This window comes from Curtobacterium sp. B18 (assembly GCF_000333375.1).
GTDB lineage: Bacteria > Actinomycetota > Actinomycetes > Actinomycetales > Microbacteriaceae > Curtobacterium.
The window spans coordinates 1-1,020 of record NZ_BACZ01000357.1 but is presented as its reverse complement, the minus strand read 5'-3'; the positions used below and the strand labels follow the sequence as shown (position 1 = coordinate 1,020).

The window sequence follows — 1,020 nt, the reverse complement described above, 5'->3', positions numbered from 1 at the left end:
CGATGTGCTCCTGCATGTAGAGCAGTCGGTACGTCGTGAACATGAACGTGGCGAGGATGATCAGGAAGCGCGACCACCACGCGAACGCGAAGTCCGGGTTCTTGATCGGGTTCGTCCAGAACGACGAGATGAGGTTGAGGAAGGTGAACTTCTTCAGCGTGAACGTCGGCAGCTCGTCCCGCGCGACGACCGCGTAGACGGCGACGAGGATGATCGCGAGGATGCCGGGCGCGATGAACAGCACGGGCAGGTTCGCGACGAAGAACACCGACAGGTAGGTGCCGGCGAGGACGGCGAGGTTCTGCGCGAGCGCGATGATGCTCGACGGCTTCGGTGGCGGCTGCCTGCCGAAGGACATCCGCGCGCTCATGCACCGCGCGAACGAACTCGGTGCCGGTCGCGTCGTGGGCCTCATGCAGCAGGTCGACGAGATCAACATGGGCCAGCGCGAGCGCGTCATCGACATGACGATCGACGCCCTCGGCGGCTCCGTGCTGAACCGCCGGGTCGCCGTCGTCGGGGCCGCCTTCAAGCCCCTCACCGACGACGTCCGCGACTCGCCGGCGCTCAACGTCGCCGCCGCGCTGCACCTCCGCGGCGCTCAGGTGACGCTCTGGGACCCGGAGGCGATGGAGACCGCCCGCCGCTCCTTCCCGACGCTCACGTACTCGTCGTCGATGACCGGTGCGATCGAGGACGCGGACGTCGTGCTCGTCCTCACCGAGTGGGACGAGGTCATCGCCGCCGACCCGGCCGAGCTCGGCTCGATCGTCGGGCGTCGCACGGTGATCGACGCCCGCAACTGCCTCCCGGTCGCCGACTGGGTCAAGGCGGGTTGGACCGTCCGTTCCCTGGGACGGCCCACTCCGGTCACGGGTGCACCCGTGAGCGTCGCCGCGGGGACGAACGACGCGGTGGCCACCGCGCGGTAGTCGTCGGACGCGAAGCGGGGTCCGTGCCGGGGCGGCACGGGCCCCGCTCCCGTGCGCCCGGCGCCGGTGTCCCGGGGGCCGACGTGCG

At 70.0% G+C, this 1,020-nt stretch carries 1 protein-coding gene and 1 pseudogene; one reads left to right on the top strand and one right to left on the bottom strand.

Annotated features, from left to right (window positions below; translation table 11 throughout):
* Window positions 1-358: pseudogene (locus I5E_RS09740) on the bottom strand (MFS transporter); the annotation flags it as partial.
* 10 nt (window positions 359-368) lie between these two features.
* Between I5E_RS09740 and I5E_RS09735 the strand changes: the two are divergent.
* The gene (locus I5E_RS09735) at window positions 369-932 is read left to right on the top strand and encodes a UDP binding domain-containing protein (RefSeq protein ID WP_261974890.1); all 564 of its coding nucleotides are present in this window, start codon (window positions 369-371) and stop codon (window positions 930-932) included.
* The last annotated feature ends 88 nt before the right edge of the window (window positions 933-1,020 follow it).